Annotated in this window: 14 protein-coding genes; 10 read left to right on the top strand and 4 right to left on the bottom strand. The window is 64.5% G+C overall.

The features are described from left to right. Positions 1-90: 90 nt before the first annotated feature. The 5 genes from AC5V87_RS01040 to xth all read left to right on the top strand — a co-directional run bounded on the left by AC5V87_RS01040 (position 91) and on the right by xth (position 6,456). Positions 91-495, top strand: a complete 405-nt coding sequence (locus tag AC5V87_RS01040; protein WP_495369734.1) for a GFA family protein — start codon at positions 91-93, stop codon at positions 493-495. 305 nt (positions 496-800) lie between these two features. Next, entirely contained in the window at positions 801-2,015 is a 1,215-nt protein-coding gene (locus AC5V87_RS01035) for an aminotransferase class I/II-fold pyridoxal phosphate-dependent enzyme (protein ID WP_495369733.1), read from the top strand. Positions 2,016-2,024: 9 nt separating this feature from the next. After that, the gene (locus AC5V87_RS01030) at positions 2,025-4,514 is read left to right on the top strand and encodes a DNA translocase FtsK (protein WP_456841748.1); all 2,490 of its coding nucleotides are present in this window, start codon (positions 2,025-2,027) and stop codon (positions 4,512-4,514) included. Between the two features lie 149 nt (positions 4,515-4,663). After that, positions 4,664-5,419, top strand: coding sequence for an outer membrane lipoprotein carrier protein LolA (locus AC5V87_RS01025; protein ID WP_456841747.1), 756 nt, complete (start codon positions 4,664-4,666; stop codon positions 5,417-5,419). A gap of 221 nt (positions 5,420-5,640) precedes the next feature. Continuing rightward, positions 5,641-6,456, top strand: a complete 816-nt coding sequence (gene xth / locus AC5V87_RS01020; RefSeq protein ID WP_456841746.1) for an exodeoxyribonuclease III — start codon at positions 5,641-5,643, stop codon at positions 6,454-6,456. A gap of 63 nt (positions 6,457-6,519) precedes the next feature. Here xth and AC5V87_RS01015 read toward each other — a convergent pair whose 3' ends face one another. Then, a complete protein-coding gene (locus AC5V87_RS01015) occupies positions 6,520-6,963 on the bottom strand; it encodes a cyclic nucleotide-binding domain-containing protein (RefSeq protein WP_495369732.1) in 444 nt (147 codons plus the stop codon). Between the two features lie 58 nt (positions 6,964-7,021). Then, positions 7,022-7,708 (bottom strand): response regulator transcription factor, encoded by a 687-nt coding sequence (locus AC5V87_RS01010; protein ID WP_008142830.1) that lies wholly within the window; start codon positions 7,706-7,708, stop codon positions 7,022-7,024. A 202-nt stretch (positions 7,709-7,910) separates the two neighbouring features. Here AC5V87_RS01010 and AC5V87_RS01005 point away from each other — a divergent pair, with 202 nt between their 5' ends. Continuing rightward, positions 7,911-8,480, top strand: coding sequence for a L,D-transpeptidase family protein (locus AC5V87_RS01005; protein ID WP_495372020.1), 570 nt, complete (start codon positions 7,911-7,913; stop codon positions 8,478-8,480). A 245-nt stretch (positions 8,481-8,725) separates the two neighbouring features. Here the strand turns inward: AC5V87_RS01005 and AC5V87_RS01000 are convergent, their stop codons facing one another. After that, a complete protein-coding gene (locus AC5V87_RS01000; protein ID WP_456841745.1) occupies positions 8,726-9,415 on the bottom strand; it encodes a YggS family pyridoxal phosphate-dependent enzyme in 690 nt (229 codons plus the stop codon). A gap of 107 nt (positions 9,416-9,522) precedes the next feature. Between AC5V87_RS01000 and AC5V87_RS00995 the strand changes: the two genes are divergently transcribed. Beyond that, the gene (locus AC5V87_RS00995; protein WP_495369731.1) at positions 9,523-11,226 is read left to right on the top strand and encodes a diguanylate cyclase domain-containing protein; all 1,704 of its coding nucleotides are present in this window, start codon (positions 9,523-9,525) and stop codon (positions 11,224-11,226) included. Between the two features lie 97 nt (positions 11,227-11,323). On the opposite strand, the gene AC5V87_RS00990 is transcribed toward AC5V87_RS00995, so the two are convergent. Further along, positions 11,324-12,370: a GGDEF domain-containing protein gene (locus tag AC5V87_RS00990; protein ID WP_495369730.1), complete on the bottom strand. Its 1,047-nt coding sequence runs from the start codon at positions 12,368-12,370 to the stop codon at positions 11,324-11,326. Between the two features lie 188 nt (positions 12,371-12,558). Between AC5V87_RS00990 and leuS the strand changes: the two genes are divergently transcribed. From leuS to holA, 3 genes are all read left to right on the top strand, one after another. Next, complete coding sequence (gene leuS, locus AC5V87_RS00985; RefSeq protein ID WP_495369729.1) at positions 12,559-15,183, top strand: leucine--tRNA ligase; 2,625 nt, start codon at positions 12,559-12,561, stop codon at positions 15,181-15,183. Continuing rightward, positions 15,170-15,721 (top strand): LPS assembly lipoprotein LptE, encoded by a 552-nt coding sequence (lptE, locus tag AC5V87_RS00980; RefSeq protein ID WP_456841741.1) that lies wholly within the window; start codon positions 15,170-15,172, stop codon positions 15,719-15,721. The genes leuS and lptE overlap by 14 nt, the downstream gene beginning before the upstream one ends. Positions 15,722-15,832: 111 nt before the next feature. Continuing rightward, positions 15,833-16,861: a DNA polymerase III subunit delta gene (gene holA, locus AC5V87_RS00975; protein ID WP_495369728.1), complete on the top strand. Its 1,029-nt coding sequence runs from the start codon at positions 15,833-15,835 to the stop codon at positions 16,859-16,861. The last annotated feature ends 89 nt before the right edge of the window (positions 16,862-16,950 follow it).

Raw genomic sequence — 16,950 nt, 5'->3', positions numbered from 1 at the left:
TTGGTCGGCCGTGCAAAAGAAAGGGATTGCCATTCCAGATTGCCGGCGCAGAAATACCGACCACAACGAACAACAAACCGGGAGGTCGTCATGCGTTTGGAAGGCGGATGCTATTGCGGCGAAGTGCGCTACGTGGCCGAGGGCGACCCCATGATGCAGGCCCAGTGTCATTGTCGCGAGTGCCAGTACATCTCGGGCGGCGCGCCCAACACCTTCATCGCGATGCCGGCGGCCGGCTTCAGCTACATCACCGGACAGCCCAAGCAGTTCACGCGCAAGGACCTCGAGCGCGCCGTGACGCGCGAATTCTGCCCGGAATGCGGCACCCATCTGGTGACCAAGGTGCCGGGCCTGCCTGCGGCTATCCTGAAAGTCGGCACGCTGGACGACCCGTCCCAGTTCCAGCCGCAGGTGGCGATCTACACCTGCGACAAGCAGGAGTTCCACACCATCCCCGCGGGCATGAAGACATTCGAGAAGCTGCCGGGGCACTGAGGCCGCGATGACGGTGCCTCTCTCTCCCGCCTGCGGGAGGGCAGGGGAGAGGGTGTCTTCGCTGGCGAGAACTCCCGAGAGGAGAAGCCTCACCCGACGCTTCGCGTCGACCTCTCCCGCAAGCAAACGGGAGAGGCGACGCGCCATGCATCCCGTTGTTATCGACTTCATTATTCCAGCTCTGGACGGAGGCGGCGACCGATGGTTAATCGCGTCTTAACCTCGCCCTATCTATGGTGAACTGAACCGCTTCCCGCCGGCGCCTCGCTGCGACCGGCCGTTCCAAGAGTACTGGCGCCCAACGAATGGCTCTGACCGCTTCATCCCGTGCGCCGCAGGGCGGTGGTAGCTCCGATTCCGCACGCTCGCCCTTCGTCCGGCTCAACGAGCTGCTGGCCCCGCATCAGCCGGGCAAGCCCTTGATTTCGCTTGCAGTCGGCGAGCCCCAGCACCCGGTGCCCGACTTCGTCGGCCCGGTGCTGGCCAAGCACATCGCCGATTTCGGCCGTTACCCGATGAACCAGGGCACCGAGCCGTTCCGCAACGCTGCAGGCGCCTGGCTGTCCTCGCGTTTCAAGCTGCCGCGCGCACTCGACCCCAAGACCGAAATTCTGGTCCTCAATGGCAGCCGCGAGGGGCTGTTCCTCGCTGCGATCGCGGCCGCGCGCTATGTCGGCCCACGTCCCGGCAAGCCCGCCATCCTGATGCCGAACCCGTTCTATCCGGTCTATGGCGCCGGCGCCCTTGCGGCCGCATGCGAGCCGGTCCATCTGCCGACCACCATCGAGAACGGCTTCCTGCCCGATCTCGACGCCATCGACGAGGCGACGCTGGCGCGCACCGTGGCGTTCTATCTGGCCTCGCCCGCCAATCCGCAGGGCTCGGTCGCCAAACCCGACTATTTCAAGCGGTTGAAGCAGCTCGCCGACCGCTACGGTTTCGTCATCCTCAGCGACGAATGCTATTCGGAGATCTACACCCGCGAAGCACCGGGCAGCGCGCTCGAATGTGCGGGTGCCGACTTCACCCGCGTGGTTGCGTTTCAATCGCTGTCGAAACGCTCCAACTTGCCTGGCCTGCGCGTCGGCTTCGCCGCCGGCGACAAGAAGCTGATCGGCATGTTCCTGGAGCTGCGCAACATCGCAGCGCCCCAGGTGCCGGTGCCGCTGCAGCATGTCGCGACCGTCGCCTATGGCGACGAGGCGCATGTCGAGGAGAACCGCAGGCTCTACCGGATCAAGTTCGATCTCGCCGACCAGATCATCGGCAATCGTTACGGCTATCGCCGGCCCGACGGCGGCTTCTGCGTCTGGCTCAACACGTCCGAGATCGGTGACGACGTCTCCGTGACTCTCAAGCTTTTCAAGGAAGCCGGCGTCCGCGTGGTGCCCGGCTCCTATCTGGCGAGGCTTCAGCCTGACGGCTTCAATCCCGGCGCCGGCTACATTCGCCTGGCGCTGGTGCAGGATAGTGAGACCACGGCGCAGGCGCTGCACCGGCTGGTCGAAACTCTGGGTTAGGCGGGGCCCATGAGCATGTCGGCAATCGAACGTGTCATTCCACTGGTCGGCCATCTACCGCCCTCGATTCGCGAGGGTCTGGCGCGGCGGATGCGCGAGCTTACCGGTCTCGGCATGGTCGGGCTGGCGGGCGTGGCCTCGGCCGCGCTGATGACGTGGTCGGTGCAGGATCCCAGCCTCAGCCACGCGACCTCACGGCCGATCCGCAACATTCTCGGCTATGCCGGCGCGATCGGCGCCGACCTTGCAATGCAGATTCTCGGGCTCGGCGCCATCATGCTGGTCCTGACCGTCGCGGTCTGGGGCTGGCGCATGATGACGCATCGCCCATTCGACCGCGAGGCGCTGCGGCTCGGCTCGTGGATTCTCTGCACCGTCATCGCGGCGGGCTTCGTCAGCTGCTGGCCGCATGGCGGCGCCTGGCCGCTGCCGACTGGCCTCGGCGGCGTGGTCGGCGACGCCCTGGTGCGCGCGCCTGCTGTGATTTTCGGACCCGCGGGCACGATCTACCGCATGGTGCTCGGCACGATCCTGTTCGCAGCGATGACCGCGACGTTCCTGATCGCCTGCGGTCTCGGCGCACGCGAGCATGACGACGAACTCGCCGAGATCGAGGATGACGACAAGCCGCTCGACGAGGACGAGGAGAGCGACCGCGGCTCGGTGTCGCTGGGCTGGCTGTTCCACGCGCTGATGAGCACCAAGGCACGCCTGATCTGGCTCTGTGGTGTCGCTTACCGCGCGCTCGTCTCGAGCGGACCGAAGACCAAGGCCGCTGCGTTCAGCCGCCAGGAGCCGAATCTCGGCGGCGGACGCGCTGCGCCCTCGATCTCGCCGCAGTTCCAAGACGAGGACGACGAGGACGAGCATGAGGAGGACGACGAGGAAGGCGAGGCGGAAGAGGACGAAGAGGAGGAGCCCGCCGCGCGCGCTCCGCGCAAGAAGGCTGCGCCGAAGGCGGCGGCCAAGAAGGGCTCCGACAAATTCGAGCTTCCCTCGGTCTCCATGCTGGCCGCCCCGAAGGCGGCCGATCGCCAGCCGCTCAGCAAGGCCGAGCTGGAAGCCAATTCCCGCTCGCTCGAAGGCGTGCTGCAGGATTTCGGCGTGCGCGGCGAGATCGTGAAGGCCAATCCGGGTCCGGTCGTCACGCTATACGAGCTCGAGCCGGCGCCCGGCATCAAGTCCTCGCGCGTGATCGGTCTCTCCGACGACATCGCCCGCTCGATGAGCGCGCTGTCGGCGCGCGTCGCCGTCGTGCCCGGCCGCAATGCGATCGGCATCGAGCTGCCGAACGCGCATCGCGAGAAGGTTTATCTGCGCGAACTGCTGGTCGCGAAGGAAGCGACCGAGACGGTGGCGAAGCTGCCGCTCTGCCTCGGCAAGACCATCGGCGGCGATCCCGTGATCATCGATCTCGCGCGCACCCCGCACATGCTGATCGCCGGCACCACCGGCTCGGGCAAGTCGGTCGCCATCAACACCATGATCCTCAGCCTGGTTTACCGGCTGCGCCCCGACCAGTGCCGGCTGATCATGGTCGATCCGAAGATGCTCGAACTGTCCGTCTATGACGGTATTCCCCATCTGCTCACGCCCGTCGTGACCGATCCGAAGAAGGCCGTGGTCGCGCTGAAATGGGCGGTGCGCGAGATGGAGGAGCGCTACAAGAACATGGCCAAGCTCGGTGTGCGCAACATCGACGGCTACAACACGCGCCTTGGCGAGTTGAAAGCCAAGGGCGAGGAGCCGACGCGCACGGTGCATACCGGCTTCGACAAGGAGACCGGCAAGGCGATCTACGAGGAAGAGAAGCTCTCGCTCGACCCGCTGCCCTACATCGTCATCATCGTCGACGAAATGGCCGACCTGATGATGGTCGCCGGCAAGGACATCGAAGGCGCGGTGCAGCGCCTCGCGCAGATGGCGCGCGCCGCCGGCCTGCACGTGATCCTGGCGACGCAGCGTCCGTCCGTCGACGTCATCACCGGCACCATCAAGGCCAACTTCCCGACCCGCATCGCCTTCCAGGTGACGTCGAAGATCGACAGCCGCACCATCCTCGGCGAGATGGGCGCCGAGCAGCTGCTCGGCCAGGGCGACATGCTCTACATGGCGGGCGGCGGCCGCATCAGCCGCGTGCACGGGCCATTCGCCTCCGACGAGGAAGTCGAGAAGGTGGTGCGTCACCTCAAGACGCAGGGCCAGCCCGAATACCTCGAAGCCGTTACTGCCGAAGAGCCGACCGAGGACGAGGACGGCGCGGTGTTCGACGCCACCGGCATGGGCGCGGACGGCGGCGGCGACCTGTTCACGCAGGCTGTTGCGATCGTCAAACGCGACCGCAAGGCCTCGACCAGCTACATCCAGCGCCGCCTGCAAATCGGTTATAACCGTGCTGCGTCGCTGATGGAGCGCATGGAACTGGAAGGCATCGTCGGACCCGCCAACCACGCCGGAAAGCGTGAGATTCTGGTCGAGGAAGAAGACAGCCACATGTGAGGCAGCCGCCCTGAACGAAATTTCACGTAGAATCGATATCTCCTTTTGCCCGAAATCACGCTAAAAGACGCCCAGCCACACAGGACGACGCGTTGATCAGACATCCGGACACTCGATTCGCTGCCACCATCGCCGCGCGAAGCGTGCGCATGGCCGGCGTGCTTCTCGTCACCGCCGCGATGGTGACCACTGCGTCGCTCGCGCAGAACGTTCCCGTGCCAAAGCCCGCGCCGAAGGGCCGCGATGGCGCGGCATCCGCCGGCGGCCCCGCGATCACCGGTGCGACCCAGCAGCCGCCGAATCCGATCATCCCGGATCCGCGCCGCAACGTGCCGAGCAGCATCTTCCAGACCTTCGACGAGAAGCAGAAGGCACAGGCGGCCAAGGTCAGCGCGTATCTGTCCTCGCTCCAGACGCTGGTCGGGAATTTCGTCCAGGTCGGACCCGACGGCAGCAAGACGCAGGGCGATTTCTACATCCAGAAGCCCGGCAAGGTGCGCTTCGAATATGACGCGCCGAGCCCGATCGACATCGTCGCCGACGGCTCCTCGCTGGTGGTGCGCGACCGCAAGCTGGCGACCCAGGACGTCTATCCGCTGTCGCAGACCCCGCTGCGCTTCCTCTTGTCCGACCGTATCGACCTGATGAAGGACACCAATGTCGTCAACGTCACGGCCGATGACGTCTTCGTCAGTGTCACCATCGAGGAGAAGCAGGCGCTGGTCGGCACCAGCCGACTGCTGCTGATGTTCGGCGCGAAGGACGGCCAGCTCAAGCAGTGGACCGTCACCGACCCGCAGGGCTACGACACCACGATCGCGGTCTACAATCTGGACTCGAGCAAGAAGCTCGATCCCAGCATGTTCAAGATCGATTTCACCAATTACGGCCCGGCTCCGGGATAGGTCTGCCTCGTGTCCCAGACGCGACGCAGCGCGTAGCGGTGCGGCGCAGAGCCGCGACTCGGACCCCCTCACAGATGGGCCCCGGCTCTGCAGCGCCACTTCGTGCCGCGCAGCGTCCGGGGCACGAGAGAGTTCGTTCCGCCGTTCACAGCCAAAAGACGGTGGGCACAGCGCTTTGCGCCTTTGCCCACCTTACGGGAGCTTGCTAAGACGCATTTCCCATGCGTCTTTCCCTGACAACGTGGAACATCAACTCGGTGCGACTGCGCATCGACCTGGTCGCAAAATTCCTCAAGAGCGCGCGGCCGGACGTGTTGTGCCTGCAGGAGACCAAGTGCATCGACGACGCCTTTCCGCTGAAGCGCTTCAAGCGGCTCGGCTATGAGCACGTGGCTCTGAACGGGCAGAAGGGCTATCACGGCGTCGCCATCGTCTCGAAGATTCCATTCGACTCGAAAGACATCCGCACTTTTTGCGACAAGGTGGATTCGCGCCATATCTCGGTATCGTTCGGCGAGAACGCCAACATCGCAAAGCCGCTGGTGCTGCATAATTTCTACGTGCCCGCCGGCGGCGATATTCCCGATCCCGCGCTGAACGAGAAGTTCGACCACAAGCTTCGCTTCCTCGACGAGATGACGGCGTGCGAGCCGTTGCATCCGCGCGGCGAGGACCGCCACATCCTGGTCGGCGATCTCAACGTCGCCCCGCACGAGAACGATGTTTGGTCGCACAAGCAGCTCTTGAAAGTGGTCTCGCACACGCCTGTCGAAACCGAGAAGCTCAAGGCTGCGCTTGCAGCCGGCGAATGGATCGACGTCGCGCGCGACCGCATCCCGATGTCGGAAAAAGTCTATACGTGGTGGAGCTATCGCTCCGCCGACTGGACCGTCGGCGATCGCGGCCGCCGGCTCGACCACATCTGGGTGTCGCGCGCGCTGAAGGATGCGGTCAGTGATTTCAGCATCCTGCGCGATGCGCGCAGCTGGGAGCGTCCGTCGGACCATGTGCCTGTGACGGTGACGCTGGAGGTGTAGCCTGCGTCATTCCGGGACGCGACGAAGTCGCGGGCCCCGAAATGACGGGCGGAGAAACCGACATCACGACGTCAGCTTCGCGCCCGCCATCAAGATATCGCTGGCAATCTGGCTCGAGCGCACCGCGAATTCATCGCGCAGGCGGACGGCCGCAGCCGGATCGCTTTCGAGCACGCGCTGGAACAGGCTGCGCGCGACGCGGATGACGGAGGCGTGCTCCAGCGCGATCGCGCTCGACGGTCGCTTCATCGGGACCACCAGCGCAAGCTCGCCGATGAGCGCGCCGGGGCCTGCGATCATCTCGGCGCCGGCACCGTCATCGACCCGGAAGGCGCCGCGCTGGACCACGAAGCCGGCATCGGCCTCGTCGCCGAGATTGAACAGGACGTCACCGCGGACGAGGTTGCGTTGTTCGGAGCCAATCGCCAGCATGCGCAACGAGGCGTCCCCCAACAGGCGCAGGGTCGGGACACGCTCGAGAAGCGCTACGTCGTCGTCGATTGACATTCAGGTCCGAGGCTCAAGGGCACGATATCTAAAACGATTCGGGCGCCCCTGAAGCGTATCACGGCACCAGCTTGTAGCCACCGGCTTCCGTTACCAGGATCTCCGGGTTGGCGGCGTCCTTCTCGATCTTCTGGCGCAGGCGGTAGATATGGGTTTCCAGCGTGTGGGTGGTCACCCCGGAATTGTAGCCCCAGACTTCCTGGAGCAGGGTCTCGCGCGAGACCGGCATCTGGCCGGCCCGGTAGAGGAAGCGGAGGATGGCGGTTTCCTTTTCCGTCAGCCGCACCTTGCGGGCATTGGCCGCGGTCAGCATTTTCGAGCCCGGACGGAAGGAGTAGGGGCCGACCGAGAACACCGCATCCTCGCTGGCCTCATGCTGGCGAAGCTGGGCGCGGATGCGGGCCAGCAGCACGGCGAAACGGAAGGGCTTTGCGACATAGTCGTTGGCGCCGGATTCTAGCCCCAAAATCGTGTCGGAATCGGTGTCATGTCCGGTCAGCATGATGATGGGAGCCTTGAAGCCGCCTTTGCGCAAGGAGCGGACCACCTCGCGGCCGTCGGTGTCGGGCAGGCCGACATCCATCAGCACCAGATCGGGGGAATTGGCCTTTGCGGCGCTCGCACCCTTTGCGCCGGTATCGACGGCGGAGGCTTCGAATTCTTCGTGCAGCGATAATTGCTCCACCAACGTATCGCGCAGATCGGTATCGTCATCCACGATCAGGATCTTGCGGGCATTGGCCATAGGGGGTCATCCTTTTGGAGTCGGACTCGGCGCGCATGCATGCTGCACCCAGCCGCGATGGAAAGTTAGGGGTCGCCGTTATTATTGTTGTTCGTGTTGAAGTAGTGGGCTGTTACCGATTCTCAAGCCAGAACCACTCTAACGCAGAATAGCAGGGCGATTTGATGAATGTCCTGTAATGAATTCGACATTGCAGGTTCACATGAAAAACAAAGCTAGGTCAGCTAGTTACGCCAGAATCCGGCGCGCCGGGCCGTTGTCCGCGATCCGCGTTAAGCCTGCCGCCGGGAATCCGCGCCGGGGTTGGCTGACCGCCGGCGCGCTGACGATTCCGGTGGCGCTGGGGCGGGGCGGCATTCTCGCCAACAAGCGCGAGGGCGACGGCGGCACCCCCAGGGGCAGTTTTCGTCCCAGGCAATTGTGGTGGCGGGCCGACCGGCACAGCCGTCCCAAGACCTTCCTGCCGGCTCGGACCATCAGCGGCGCGGACGCCTGGTGCGAAGATCCTGCCGATCGCCATTACAACCAGTGGATCCGGCGCGGGCAGGGCGAGGGCGGCGACCGACTCAAGCGGGACGACCATCTCTACGACTTCATCATCGAGATCGACCACAATACAAGGCCGCGCATCGCCGGCCGCGGCAGCGCCGTCTTCCTGCATCTCGCGCGCGACAATTTCGGGCCGACGGCAGGCTGCGTCTCCATGACCAAGGCGGCGATGCTGCAACTGCTGCGAAGGCTCGGACCCAAAACAAGAATCATCATCGGGTGAGGGCACATGCTGTGCTGGGGAAGGTGTCGGTGGGATTCGCGTAAGCAGCCTCACACCCGCTGTCGTCCCTGCGAAAGCAGGGACCCATAACCCCAGGGGGGGGGGGTTATGGTGCGAAGTGGTAGCTACGAGTCTTCGTCAGATCACGTCCTGTGGTTATGGATCCCGGATCTGCGCTCCGCTCAAGACAACGCTGCGCGTTGTCGGGAGCTGCGCTTTGTCCGGGACGACGGCAACTACAGCAACTACCTGTGCCCAAAAATCGCGCTGCCCACGCGCACATGGGTGGCGCCCAGCATGATGGCTGTGGCGAAATCGGCGCTCATGCCCATCGAGAGATTCTTCAATCCATTGCGCGCGGCGATCTTGGCAGTCAGCGCGAAATGCGCCGCCGGCGGCTCGTCCACCGGCGGGATGCACATCAAACCGGAGATCGTCAGCCCATAGGTGTCGCGGCAGCTCGCAAGGAAAGCGTCCGCCTCGCCCGGGGCGACGCCGGCCTTCTGCGGCTCCTCGCCGGTGTTGATCTGGACGAACAGCTGCGGGTGCTTCTTCTGAGATTCGATTTCCTTGGCTAACGCTTGGCAAATGCTCGGGCGGTCGACCGAATGGATGGCATCGAACAGCGCAACGGCCTCTTTCGCCTTGTTGGATTGCAGCGGCCCGATCAGGTGCAGCGCGATATCGGGGTAAACAGACGTTAACGCCGGCCACTTGCCTTTGGCCTCCTGCACGCGATTCTCGCCAAATACGCGCTGTCCGGCGGCGATAACCGGCGTAATTGCATCGGCAGTGAACGTCTTCGACACCGCGATCAGCGTCACGGAGGCGCGATCGCGCTGCGCATCCTTGCAGGCGCGTGCAATCTCGGCTTCGACCGCGGCGAGCGCGCTTGGTGAATGGCCGGTTACCGGCGCGTCGTGGTGTTCTGTCATGACGTCGATTGACCGTGAGCGTAACGGAGGTAAGTCCAATTTTACCGAGTTCAAGAAAGAGTTTTTGAACCCTTCGCTTTACCTTGCCCGCGGGGTGGGCAGCGAAGATGGCAAACGTCAGTTTCAACCGCAAACGAGCGAAACTCAAGCAGGTTCTCGGGATCCGGGCGCGGCTCGCCTTGCTCGCGGTGATTTTGGTGACACCCTTGATGTTCGAGCGCATCCGTTCGCTCGAGGACACGCGCGCCAAGCAGATCGCGCAGGCTGCGGCCGAATTCACCACCATCGCAAGGCACAGCGCCGATGCGCAGCGCGAGGTGATCTCGTCGGTCGAGACCATCCTGAAATCGGAAGCCTTCATTCGCGCCTCCGCTGGTGGCATCAGCAAGAGCTGTGACGTGCTGCGCGCGAGCCTGCCGTCGAACCTTCCCTGGATCCGCACGCTGCTGATCGCCGGCCAGGACGGCCGCATCCAGTGCGCGACCAACAACATGTATGTCGGGCTCGACCTCAGTGACCGGCCCTACTTCCAGCAGGCGCAGGAAACCGGCCGCTTCGTGCTGAGCGACTTCATCATGTCACGGCCCGTGCCATCGCCGACCGTGATGGCAGTCTATCCGGTATCCGCCTTCAGCGGCGTCGCCGATGCCGTCGTGCTCGCCACCGTGAACCTCGATTGGATGTCGAAGGTCATGAGCAATCTCGGCGGCCGCGACGGCATCACCGCGGTTCTGGTCGACAGCGCCGGCACCGTGCTGGCCGCGCCCGCCGATCAGCACAGCGCGGTCGGCCGTCCCCTCGACAACATGCCGCTGATGTCGGCGATCGCCGACAAGGCATTGCGGTCGGACCAGGACGAAGGCTCGCTGTCGTTTCTCGCCGCCGACGGCTCGCGCCGCGCCGTCAGCTACATCCGCATCGCCGGCACCAATGCCCGCCTGATTGCCAGCATCGACGAGGACAAGGTGTCGGCGGCCGTCAGCCGCGAAATCCGCACCGCCTATCTCCAGCTCGCTTTCGTCGTCGTGTTCGTCCTGCTCGGCGCACTGATCGCCGCCGAGAAGCTGGTGATCAAGCCGATTGAGATGCTGGCCGACATGGCCAAACGCCTCGGCGAAGGTGACCTCTCGGCGCGCGCCGCGCGCAATCGCCTGCCGGCCGAATTCGTGCCGCTCGCCCGTGCCTTCAACGCGATGGCGGCGCAGCTCAGCCAGCGCGAGCGCGAGCTGATCGCGAGCAACGACCGCCTTACCGTGATGGCGTCGATCGACATGCTGTCGGGCCTTGCCAACCGCCGCGGCTTCCAGAGCCGGCTCGATTTCGAATGGATGCGCGCGCAGCAATATGGCAGCGAGCTCGCGCTGCTGATGATCGACGTCGACCATTTCAAGCTCTTCAACGACACCTACGGCCATCTCGAAGGCGATTCCTGCCTGACCAGGCTCGGCGAATCGCTGTCCGGCATCGCCGCCGACACGATGGGCTTTGCCGCGCGCTATGGCGGCGAGGAATTCTGCCTGCTATTGCCGAACACCGACGTGAACCGCGCCGTCGAGATCGGCGAGCAGGTGCGCGCGGCCGTGCTGAAGCTGTGCCTGCCGCACATCACCTCCGGCCACATGATCGTCACCGTCTCGATCGGCGTCGCGGCGACGAGGCCGAACGAGGCCTTGCGTCCCGGCGATCTCATCGAAGCCGCCGACGCCGCGCTCTACGCCGCAAAGCATCGCGGCCGCAACAACGTCGTCGAGCACGGCGTGCAGACGATCGAGAACGGTGCCGCCGAGATGATGATGGCAGCGAGCGCCTAAAGCGCGATGAGATTGGGATGAATCGTCATCGCGCTTTAGGTTGTTGTTTGTGCATGATCTTTTCGGAAAACCGCTTCGCACTTTTCCGGATCATGCCTTAGCCCGCGGCCCCGGCGCGATCGAGCTCGATCTCCGTCACTACGCGATTGCGGCCGCCGCCTTTGGCGAGATAGAGCGCGCGGTCGCAGCGCTCGATCAAATCGGTGATCGCTTCGCCGGCCCGGTACTGCGCAACGCCGATGGACACGCTGATGCTGGGCAGCGTCTCACCGGTGGAACGGCGCGTGATGCTGCATTCGGCGATCGTGCGCCTGATGCGCTCGGCGATCCCGGCACAGGTGGCGAGGTCGGCATCCGGCAGCACCGCGATCAGCTCCTCGCCGCCATAGCGCGCGGGCAGATCCTGCCGGCGAACCTTTTCGCGCAACACCTTTGCCATCAGCCGCAGCACCTGGTCGCCGACGCCGTGACCGAAACTATCGTTGAAGGTCTTGAAGTGGTCGATGTCGAGCAGGAGCACGCTGAGCGGCTCGCCCCATTCCGCCGTCGCCTGCGCCTTGCGCAGGAATTCGTCCAGCGCCCGGCGGTTGGCAAGGCCCGTCAGCGTGTCGGTCCGGGCGCGCTCCTCGGACCGCGAGAGCGAATCGCGGATCACGTCGAGCTCGCGGGTTTTCTCAGCAAAGCCTGCCTCGAGCCGCGTCGCCCTGGTGGCGGCCCGCGCCAGCTCGTTCATGAGCTGGGCGACCAGCACCTTCGGATCGACGCCGGCCTTGCCCCGTTCGGTAACCTCGCTGATCGCCTGCATCTGGGAATGATTGTCGGCGATCGCGCTCGTCAGAAATTCCTTCGCCGTACCCATCAGCGTATGCAGCCGCTCGGACGTGACGGCGACGACGGCGCTCACCTGGGGCGCGACATAAGTCTCGAACAGATCCAGATTGGTCCTGTTATCGAAGGGCCGGTTGCGGTCGATCAGGAGATCGATGGCATTGCGCAGATCGTCATGGCTACCGGCGAAATATTGGAACCAGACGGAAAAATTGATCGGTGTCGGCGGAATCCGCTGTTCGGCCATAGCTCGCATCGCCCGCCCGGCAAGGGACGCGGCATAGTCATGATCGGGATCGTCGAAGCTGGAATCCATCGCGGCAGCGGGGTCTTAGCGGGCCGCAACCTCGCACCGACCCCTTAATCACCCCCAACGAGGGCTCAGTACTTATGCGGATACGCCCAGCCCAAGTTCCAAATCGCGGCAACCCATTGACCCCCCGAGGACTTCTATGGCCTAGTCCGCCGTCTTTGACGGCCGAATCCAAGAAAACCAACGATTCCATGACCTCCGAACGCTACAACGCCCGCGACGCCGAACCGCGCTGGCAACGCCAATGGGACGAACAGGCGATCTTCGTCTCGAAGAACGACGATTCGCGGCCGAAATACTACGTCCTCGAGATGTTTCCCTACCCGTCCGGGCGCATTCATATCGGCCATGTCCGCAATTATACGCTTGGCGACGTGCTGGCCCGCTTCATGCGCGCCAAGGGCTACAACGTGCTTCACCCGATGGGCTGGGACGCATTTGGCCTGCCGGCCGAGAACGCCGCCATCGAGCGCAAGGTCGCGCCGAGGGCCTGGACCTACGACAACATCGCCGCGATGAAGAAGCAGCTCCGCTCGATCGGGCTGTCGCTGGACTGGTCGCGGGAGATCGCGACCTGCGATCCCTCCTATTACAAGCACCAGCAAAAGATGTTTCTGGACTTCCTGCGCGCTGGCCTTGCCGAGCGCGAGAAGCGCAAGGTGAACTGGGACCCCGTCGACATGACCGTGCTCGCCAACGAGCAGGTGATCGATGGTCGCGGCTGGCGTTCGGGCGCTGTGGTCGAGCAGCGCGAGATGAACCAGTGGGTCTTCAAGATCACGAAGTACTCGCAGGAACTGCTGACGGCGTTGGATACGCTGGATCGCTGGCCCGACAAGGTGCGGCTGATGCAGCGCAACTGGATCGGCCGCTCGGAAGGCCTGTTGATTCGCTTCGCGCTGGACGCGGCGACGACGCCCGCCGGCGAAAACGAGCTAAAGATCTTCACGACGCGCCCGGACACGCTGTTCGGCGCGAAGTTCATGGCGATCTCGGCGGATCATCCGCTGGCGCAGGCCGCCGCGGCCAAGAATCCGAAGCTCGCGGAGTTCATCGCCGAGATCAAGAAGATCGGCACCGCGCAGGAGATCATCGATACCGCGGAGAAGCAGGGTTTTGACACCGGCATTCGTGCGGTGCATCCGTTCGATCCCTCCTGGAAGCTGCCGGTCTATGTCGCGAATTTCGTGCTGATGGAGTACGGCACCGGCGCGATCTTCGGCTGCCCGGCGCATGACCAGCGCGACCTCGACTTCGTCAACAAGTACAATCTCGGCAATACGCCGGTGGTGTGCCCGGAAGGGCAGGATCCGAAGACGTTCGTCATCACCGACACCGCTTATGACGGTGACGGCCGCATGATCAATTCGCGCTTCCTCGACGGCATGACCATCGATCAGGCCAAGGAAGAGGTCGCCAAGCGTCTCGAGAGCGAGCTGCGCGGCAATGCACCCGTTGGAGAACGCCAGGTCAATTTCCGCCTGCGCGACTGGGGCATTTCGCGCCAGCGCTATTGGGGCTGCCCGATTCCGGTCATCCATTGTCCGAAATGCGACGTTGTGCCGGTGCCGGATGCCGACCTGCCGGTGAAGCTGCCTGACGATGCGACCTTCGACCGCCCGGGCAACGCGCTCGATCATCATCCGACCTGGAAGCACGTCACCTGCCCGCAATGCGGGGCCAAGGCCCAGCGCGAAACCGACACCATGGACACCTTCGTGGATTCGTCCTGGTACTTTGCGCGCTTCACCGATCCCTGGAACGAGAACGCGCCGACGACGCCCGCAGTCGCCAACCGGATGCTGCCGGTCGATCAGTATATCGGCGGCGTCGAGCACGCGATCCTGCATCTGCTCTACAGCCGCTTCTTCACCCGCGCCATGAAGGCGACCGGGCACATCGCGCTGGACGAGCCGTTCGCCGGCATGTTCACCCAAGGCATGGTGGTGCACGAGACCTACCAGAAGGCCGACGGCACCTATGTGCAGCCGGCCGAAGTGAAGATCGAGGTCGGCAGCAATGGCCGGCGCGCGACGTTGCTGACATCAGGCGAAGACGTCACGATCGGCCCGATTGAGAAGATGTCGAAGTCGAAGAAGAACACGGTCGACCCCGACGATATCATCGAGACCTACGGCGCCGACGTCGCCCGCTGGTTCATGTTGTCGGACTCGCCGCCCGACCGCGACGTGATCTGGAGTGACGAGCGCGTCCAGGGCGCCTCGCGCTTCGTGCAGCGGCTGTGGCGGCTGGTGAACGACTCCGTAAACATCGGCAGGGCCGCGCCGGCGGACCGGCCGGCCAGCTTCGGAGCGGATGCGACCGCCTTGCGCAAGGCGGCCCATGGTGCGCTGGACAAGGTCACCACCGGCATCGAGCGATTGCACTTCAATGTCTGCCTCGCCCATATCCGCGAATTCACCAACGCGTTTTCGGAGGTGCTCCAGCGTCCCGGGCAGCCGGCCCCAGATTTGGCTTGGGCGATCCGGGAGGCGAGCCAGATCCTGGTCCAACTGTTCTCCCCGATGATGCCACACCTGGCCGAGGAGTGCTGGCAGGTCCTGGGGCACTCCGGGCTGGTTTCGGAGGCCAATTGGCCGCAAATCGAACGCGATTTGCTGGTTGAAGACAGCGTGACCCTGGTGGTCCAGGTCAACGGCAAGAAGCGGGGTGAAGTCACAGTTGCAACAGCGGCCCAGAATCCGGAAATCGAGGCTGCCGTTTTGGCCCTCGATGCGGTAAAACTGGCCCTGGATGGCAAGCCCGTCCGCAAAGTGATCATCGTCCCCAAGAGGATCGTGAATGTTGTCGGCTAGGATCCGTATCGCAGCCCGCTTGCTGGCGGTCGCCGCTCTGGCGGCGCTGACAGCCGGCTGCTTCCAGCCGATGTACGCCGAGCGCACCGACGGCACCCCCGGCCTGCGCGAGAAGCTGATGGGGGTCGACCTCCCGCCGATCAGCAAACCGAACGCCTCCCGCGAGGCTCGCGTCGGCGTCGAGGTCCGCAATGCCCTGGCCTTCAAGCTCTACGGCAGCGCCACGGGCATGCCGCCGACCCACCGGCTCGACATCCGCTTCAACAGCAGTAAGTCGTCGCTGCTGGTCGATGCCAATACCGGCCTGCCGACCAGCGAAAACTACGGCATCGACTGCCAGTACAACCTGATCGAAGTCGCCACCGGCAAGTCGGTGATGACCGGCACCACGTTCTCGCGCGTTTCCTATGACATGCCCGGCTCCTATCAGCGCTTCGCCCGCAACCGTGCCGTGCGCGACGCCGAGGATCGTGCCGCCAACGAGATCGCCGAGAACATCACGACCCGGTTGGCCGCGTTCTTCACCGCGGGTACGTAGTCTCCTTGTCATTCCGGGGCGCCCCAAGGGCCAACCCGGAATACTCGATTCGCAAGCTCTGGATTCCGGGTTCGCGCCAGGCACGCCCCGGAATGACGTCTTCGAGGCGAAATGGTCGCGCTGCGCGGAAAAGAGATCGACGCTTTCCTTGCCCACCCCGATGCGGGCCGCCCGATCATCCTGCTCTATGGTCCTGACGCCGGCCTCGTGCGCGAGCGCGCCGATGCGCTGATCGCCTCCGCGATCGACGATCCCAACGATCCCTTCTCGCTGGTCAAGCTCGACGGCGACGAACTCTCGGCCGAGCCGTCGCGCCTCGTCGATGAAGCCATGACCGTGCCACTGTTCGGCGGCCGCCGCGCCATCCGCATTCGCGCCGGCTCGCGCAGCTTCGCCGGCGGCATCGACACGCTCGCCGACATGGGCGTGAAGGATTGCCGCATCGTGATCGAGGCCGGCGAGCTGCGCCCCGAATCGCCGCTGCGCAAGGCCTGCGAAAAGGCCAAGACGGCGGTGGCGATCGGCTGTTATCCCGACACCGAGCGCGATCTCGCAAAACTGATGGAAGACGAGCTGCGCATTGCGAATTTGCGCATCGCGCAGGATGCCCGCGCCGCGCTGGTGTCCTTCCTCGGCGGCGATCGCCAGGCCTCGCGCAACGAGCTGCGCAAGCTCACGCTTTATGCCCATGGCAAAGGCGAGATCACACTGGATGACGTGATGTCCGTGGTCGCCGACGCCTCCGAGCTGAAGCTCGATCCGATCGTCGACGGCGCCTTCGCCGGCCGGCCCGATATCGTCGAGACCGAGTTCGCAAAAGCCATGATCGCCGGCACCTATCCCGGCCTGATCATCTCGGCCGCGCAGCGCCAGGCGGCGTGGCTGCACAAATCCGCGCTCGCGATCGCCGACGGCCAGCCCGCCTCCGCCGTGCTCGACGGCGGCTTTCCGCGGCTGCATTTTTCGCGCAAGCCCATGGTCGAAACGGCGCTGCGCAATTTCAGCGTAGCCCGGCTCGCGGTAGTGATCGAACAGCTCGCGACCGCCGCGCTCGACACCCGCAAGCAATCCACCCTCGCCGCCGCCATCGCCCAGCGCACGCTGATGGCCATCGCCGCCAACGCGAAGCGGCGGGGCTGAGCCTCACTCTATCCTCATTGCGAGCGAAGCGAAGCAATGGCGATCACGCGGTATGGGTGCTGGCGTTCGCCAGGACGACACCGAGGGTC

It is taken from the genome of Bradyrhizobium sp. SOJA106, assembly GCF_059448745.1.
The sequence above is the reverse complement of the archived record's forward strand: the minus strand, read 5'-3'. Positions and strand labels throughout refer to the sequence as shown.

Excerpts from the sequence above, each read along its gene's own strand:
- AC5V87_RS01040 (WP_495369734.1), top strand. The coding sequence starts at position 91 with ATGCGTTTGGAAGGCGGATGCTATTGCGGCGAAGTGCGCTACGTGGCC.
- AC5V87_RS01035 (WP_495369733.1), top strand. The coding sequence starts at position 801 with ATGGCTCTGACCGCTTCATCCCGTGCGCCGCAGGGCGGTGGTAGCTCC.
- AC5V87_RS01030 (WP_456841748.1), top strand. The coding sequence starts at position 2,025 with ATGAGCATGTCGGCAATCGAACGTGTCATTCCACTGGTCGGCCATCTA.
- AC5V87_RS01025 (WP_456841747.1), top strand. The coding sequence starts at position 4,664 with ATGGCCGGCGTGCTTCTCGTCACCGCCGCGATGGTGACCACTGCGTCG.
- xth (WP_456841746.1), top strand. The coding sequence starts at position 5,641 with ATGCGTCTTTCCCTGACAACGTGGAACATCAACTCGGTGCGACTGCGC.
- AC5V87_RS01015 (WP_495369732.1), bottom strand. The coding sequence starts at position 6,963 with ATGTCAATCGACGACGACGTAGCGCTTCTCGAGCGTGTCCCGACCCTG.
- AC5V87_RS01010 (WP_008142830.1), bottom strand. The coding sequence starts at position 7,708 with ATGGCCAATGCCCGCAAGATCCTGATCGTGGATGACGATACCGATCTG.
- AC5V87_RS01005 (WP_495372020.1), top strand. The coding sequence starts at position 7,911 with ATGAAAAACAAAGCTAGGTCAGCTAGTTACGCCAGAATCCGGCGCGCC.
- AC5V87_RS01000 (WP_456841745.1), bottom strand. The coding sequence starts at position 9,415 with ATGACAGAACACCACGACGCGCCGGTAACCGGCCATTCACCAAGCGCG.
- AC5V87_RS00995 (WP_495369731.1), top strand. The coding sequence starts at position 9,523 with ATGGCAAACGTCAGTTTCAACCGCAAACGAGCGAAACTCAAGCAGGTT.
- AC5V87_RS00990 (WP_495369730.1), bottom strand. The coding sequence starts at position 12,370 with ATGGATTCCAGCTTCGACGATCCCGATCATGACTATGCCGCGTCCCTT.
- leuS (WP_495369729.1), top strand. The coding sequence starts at position 12,559 with ATGACCTCCGAACGCTACAACGCCCGCGACGCCGAACCGCGCTGGCAA.
- lptE (WP_456841741.1), top strand. The coding sequence starts at position 15,170 with ATGTTGTCGGCTAGGATCCGTATCGCAGCCCGCTTGCTGGCGGTCGCC.
- holA (WP_495369728.1), top strand. The coding sequence starts at position 15,833 with ATGGTCGCGCTGCGCGGAAAAGAGATCGACGCTTTCCTTGCCCACCCC.